The organism is Hoylesella timonensis S9-PR14 (genome assembly GCF_000762405.1).
GTDB lineage: Bacteria > Bacteroidota > Bacteroidia > Bacteroidales > Bacteroidaceae > Prevotella > Prevotella timonensis_A.
Genome location: NZ_JRPQ01000149.1, coordinates 1 through 4,494, shown reverse-complemented (window position 1 = coordinate 4,494; position 4,494 = coordinate 1). Strand labels below are relative to the sequence as shown.

The following is a 4,494-nucleotide window of genomic DNA, read 5'->3' as shown; positions in this document are numbered from 1 at the left end:
GATATTACCTCCATGTATTATTCTCGCCTGCAAAGTTACGGCGAGTTTTCAAATATCTCATTATCAATGGTATTCACTCTTTTTCCTCGCATTTCCCTGTACTTCACAGGTAGTTGAAACTTAGGATAAAACCTTGTTATTTTGCAACCGAATTCAGTGAAAAGTCAACTTAAAATTCATTTGAATGTAGAGTGCAAGAAGATAGTTTCAACCTCTGTGATTCTTATCCGAATGAAATTCAGGATATAGTCAATTTTAATCCTTTGAGCTGAGTCAATTTTAACCTAAGTCAAAATTCGACTTTTGAGTCGAGTCAAGAATAAGGTTTCAACTTTGGACGTAATCAGACTTATCAGTCAAGTTAAAAAATAATTTATAACACAACTAACGACCATTCAAGATTATGAAAAAGAAAAACGAAACACCCATCTATCTGGGCTTCGCCTCACAGAAGGGCGGAGTGGGCAAAAGCAGCCTTGCGGAAGTCTTGGCAGCTATCTTATACTACGAAAAGAATATCCCTCTTGCCGTCGTGGACTGCGACGGCACACAGGAATCGTTCTTCAAGCTACGCGAACGGGACAGAGACCTTATCGAGTCCTCCCCCGAACTGGGCAAGGAACTTCACGAGCGTCTGGCTTGCTATGGCAAAAAGTCATACCCAATCATCCGAAGTAAACCGGAGAGTGCCGTCGGTGATATTGAGAAATATATTAAAAAGAAAGCTTCCCCTCCGCAACTCGTTATTTTTGACTTTCCCGGTCATGCAGTTACAAGTGCCTTGATGGACTTGTCCATTACGATGGACTACATTATCTCTCCGATAGAAGCCGACCCTCAGTCGCTGGCATCGAGTTTCGCCTATGCCAAAACCATCTGTGAGTTGGGGATTGGCTTTGAAGGTTCACGTATTCAGGACTTCTTCCTGCTTTGGAACAAGATCAACCGCAGTGCGAGTACCACGGTCATTGATTTGTTCACTGAAAACGCAAAAGAACAAGGACTGACCATCCTTGATTCACGTATCTACCATTCTGTTAGGATTAGTCGAGAACTGGCACAGGGAGGAACAAGAGGCGTGTTCCGATGCTCTTACCTTCCTCCTGCAATTTCCATCCGTCCGCAGACGGGAGTGGATGAATGGGTGGCGGAAGTCATGCGGAAAATCAAACTGTAAACGGAGGATAGTGTATGAGTTCATTAAAGGAACAACGAGAACAGCTGCTTCAGGAAAAAATGAAGGAGATGGCGGATATTGGTGTCAAGAAACGCACGGCAGAAAACACTCCTGATTTTGATGAGCCCATCGACTTGGACGAAGAGATCCTATCAGAGGACCCCGTCTCAGAAGATGTAGAAAAGGAGGAAAAGACCAACGATATTTCTACCGAACAGGTTGTTCACTCTCCCAAGCGCAAGAAAGTAGGTAAAGGTATGAATGCAGCTATGGCATTAGACTTTGAGGAATACGAGCAACGTTTTCTGACAAGCGTCCGTAACGGGCGCAACAAGTCAGGTTTCAGCATTCACACCGAAATCCTGCAAATTCTGCGTGATGTATTGAGCGACCTTCGCTCGGAGGCTTCCATTACAGGATATATAGAAAACATTCTTCTTGACCACCTGAAGACCTATCAGGATATGTTGAACCACACCGCCTCACAGCGTAGGCGCAATAAAACCATAAACTTATGATGATGGAATTACTTATGAATATCTTGTTGCTGCTTGGAATTGTATGGATGCTTTTGGGCATCGCATACCTTTGGAGAATATTCCGACACACAGCACCACAACCGGCAGAAAAAGCCAAAAAGCGACCTACCGTAACAAATGAGCAGATAGCACAAGCTCGCCATGTTCTGGTGGGCAGAAGTAAACCCTTCGTTTCCCCGTCTGTCCCCGAAGTTCCCGCCGTTTCCCCGTCTGAAAATTCAGCCGATAATCCCGATACCTTTGCAGCGCAAAATGTACGCAAAGAAGATGAAACGGAGTCGCCAATCCCACCTCAATCGCCATCGGAGCATACCGACGAACGGGAGAAGGACAATGAAATGCAGGTCGCCTACACAATGGACGAACCTGAAGAGGATTCCATTTTAAAAGAAGACCTGCTGATTGCCGATGAAGCCATGCCCGAAGTTTCACCGACTTCAATCCTCTCACGGGACATCGCCCGTGTCAGTGGCTGGCACAAGAATGACGATGCGCTTCAGACAGAAAATGAGGAAACCATCCATGAGACCCTTCAAGCCATACGAGGCACGGAGTTGATGGAACACCTCAAAGAGAGCACGCTCAAGCAAGAACACGACCATCAACGACTTCTTGCCGCCATTCGCAAAGCTGAGGAGGCGGAACAGCAGGAAAAAGAAACAGCATCCTCTTCCGAGTCCGAAGCGGACGAAAGAGGAGACGACAAAGAAAACACGGCGGACGACAGACCGCTGTCCTATTATCTGTAAAAATGGTTTCTTGATTTTCATATTTCGGAGGAATGCAGGGGTGGCTCAAAAGTAAAATAATCAGCCAATATCTATCATACGATAAAACCGAGCCACCCCTGACACCTCCATAAGAAGACAATTCGTTTAACAACTTAAAATAAACAGCAAAATGAACAACAAAAAAATCACAATGATGCTGNTCCTGACGGCACTGACCACCGCAGNAGCGTANGCACAGGGAAANGGTATGGCAGGTATCAACGAAGCCACAAAAATGGTAACNTCCTACTTCGACCCNGGTACGAAACTCATCTATGCCATCGGTGCCGTAGTGGGTCTTATCGGAGGAATAAAAGTATACAACAAGTTCTCAAGTGGCGACCCCGATACGAGCAAGACAGCCGCTTCTTGGTTCGGTGCGTGTATCTTCCTNATTGTGGCTGCCACNATCNTACGTTCNTTCTTCNTGTAANAATGGCNGAGTGGGAAATCAATAAAGGTGTAGGTCGGACGGTNGAGTTCAAGGGCTTGAAGGCNCANTACCTCTTCCTCTTTGCTGGGGGACTGCTGGCGGTCTTCTTTCTCGTGGTGGTGCTCTATCTCTGNGGCATNGACCAGNTNGTCTGCCTCGGTCTTGGCTTAGTGGGTGCAACACTCGTCGTGTGGCAAACGTTTGCNATGAACCGCAANTANGGCAGATACGGACTGATGAAGCAGGGAGCCATTAAGATGCACCCGCGCTACCTCTTGAACCGCCGTACCGTCTTTCACCTTATCCGTAACCTCAAATCAAAACGCAAGGCATAATGAGAAACAAAAGCAAGATAACTACCTTGGAAGCGAAGTTTCCGCTGCTCTCCATCGAGCAGGGTTGTATGGTGAGCAAGGATGCTGACATCACGGTGGCTTTCCGTGTGGAGCTGCCCGAACTCTTCACCGTCACCTCTGCCGAATACGAGGCGATGCACTCGGCATGGCATAAGGCGGTCAAGGTGCTGCCCAACTATACCATCGTGCATAAGCAGGATTGGTTTATCAAGGAATGTTACCAACCAAAGATGGCAGAAAGCGGACTTAGTTTCCTCTCACGTGCATCTAACCGACATTTTAACGAGCGTCCTTTCCTGCACCACTCGGTCTATCTCTTTCTAACCAAGACCAACAAACAGCGTATGCAGCGACAGAGCAACTTTTCGTCGCTCTGCCGTGGACACTTACTTCCCAAGGAGATTACCGACAAGGAGGAAGTCGTCAAGTTTATGGAAGCCGTGGACCAGTTCGAGCGTATCATCAACGACACGGAGCAAATCCGACTCAGCCGTATGATGGAGGAGGATTTGGTGGGTACAGCAGAGAAAGGCGGACTCTTAGACCGCTACTTCTCCCTTTCTGAAGAAGGACACGCTTCTTTGGAAGACATACGATTAGGAGCAGACCTTGTGCGTATAGGGGACAACCGCCTTTGTTTGCATACGCTGTCAGATACGGACGACCTGCCCACAAGTGTTTCCACCGACACACGCTATGAGCGATTATCAACGGACAGAAGCGACTGCCGACTTTCCTTTGCCGCTCCCGTAGGTTTGATGCTGCCCTGCAACCATATCTATAATCAGTACATCTTCATCGAGGACAGCGATGACAACCTGCAAAGGTTTGAGAAGCAGGCACGCAACATGCACTCGCTTGCCCGCTACTCCCGTTCCAATCAGATTAACGAAGAGTGGATACAAGAGTATCTCAACGTCGCCCACTCACAGGGATTGACCTCCATTCGTGCCCACTTCAACGTGCTGGCATGGAGCGAGGACAAGGAGGAACTCCGCAACATCAAGAATGATGTGGGCAGCGCGTTGGCACTGATGGAGTGCAAGCCACGACACAACACCATTGATACGGCAACCCTTTATTGGGCAGGTATTCCCGGCAATGCCGCCGACTTTCCAAGTGAGGAGAGTTTCTATACCTTTATCGAGCCGGCTCTCTGTTTCTTCACGGCTGAGACCAACTACAAGGACTCGCTCTCTCCCTTCGGTATCAAGATGGC

6 protein-coding genes are annotated in these 4,494 nt (G+C 47.8%); all 6 read left to right on the top strand.

Annotated features, from left to right (window positions below; genetic code table 11):
* The first annotated feature begins 403 nt into the window (after positions 1 to 403).
* The gene (locus HMPREF9304_RS09515; protein ID WP_036895274.1) at positions 404 to 1,177 is read left to right on the top strand and encodes a ParA family protein; all 774 of its coding nucleotides are present in this window, start codon (positions 404 to 406) and stop codon (positions 1,175 to 1,177) included.
* Between the two features lie 14 nt (positions 1,178 to 1,191).
* Entirely contained in the window at positions 1,192 to 1,695 is a 504-nt protein-coding gene (locus HMPREF9304_RS09510; RefSeq protein WP_036895276.1) for a DUF3408 domain-containing protein, read from the top strand.
* Positions 1,695 to 2,465 carry a hypothetical protein gene (locus HMPREF9304_RS09505; protein WP_036928501.1) on the top strand — a complete coding sequence of 257 codons (771 nt, stop codon included), beginning with the start codon at positions 1,695 to 1,697 and terminating at the stop codon, positions 2,463 to 2,465. The genes HMPREF9304_RS09510 and HMPREF9304_RS09505 overlap by 1 nt, the downstream gene beginning before the upstream one ends.
* A 151-nt stretch (positions 2,466 to 2,616) precedes the next feature.
* Positions 2,617 to 2,919, top strand: a complete 303-nt coding sequence (locus HMPREF9304_RS09500; RefSeq protein ID WP_036928499.1) for a DUF4134 domain-containing protein — start codon at positions 2,617 to 2,619, stop codon at positions 2,917 to 2,919.
* A 2-nt stretch (positions 2,920 to 2,921) separates the two neighbouring features.
* Positions 2,922 to 3,254, top strand: a complete 333-nt coding sequence (locus HMPREF9304_RS09495) for a DUF4133 domain-containing protein (RefSeq protein WP_036928498.1) — start codon at positions 2,922 to 2,924, stop codon at positions 3,252 to 3,254.
* On the top strand, positions 3,254 to 4,494 hold a 1,241-nt coding region (locus HMPREF9304_RS09490), incomplete at its 3' end, for a TraG family conjugative transposon ATPase (protein ID WP_036928497.1). The genes HMPREF9304_RS09495 and HMPREF9304_RS09490, both read left to right, overlap by 1 nt.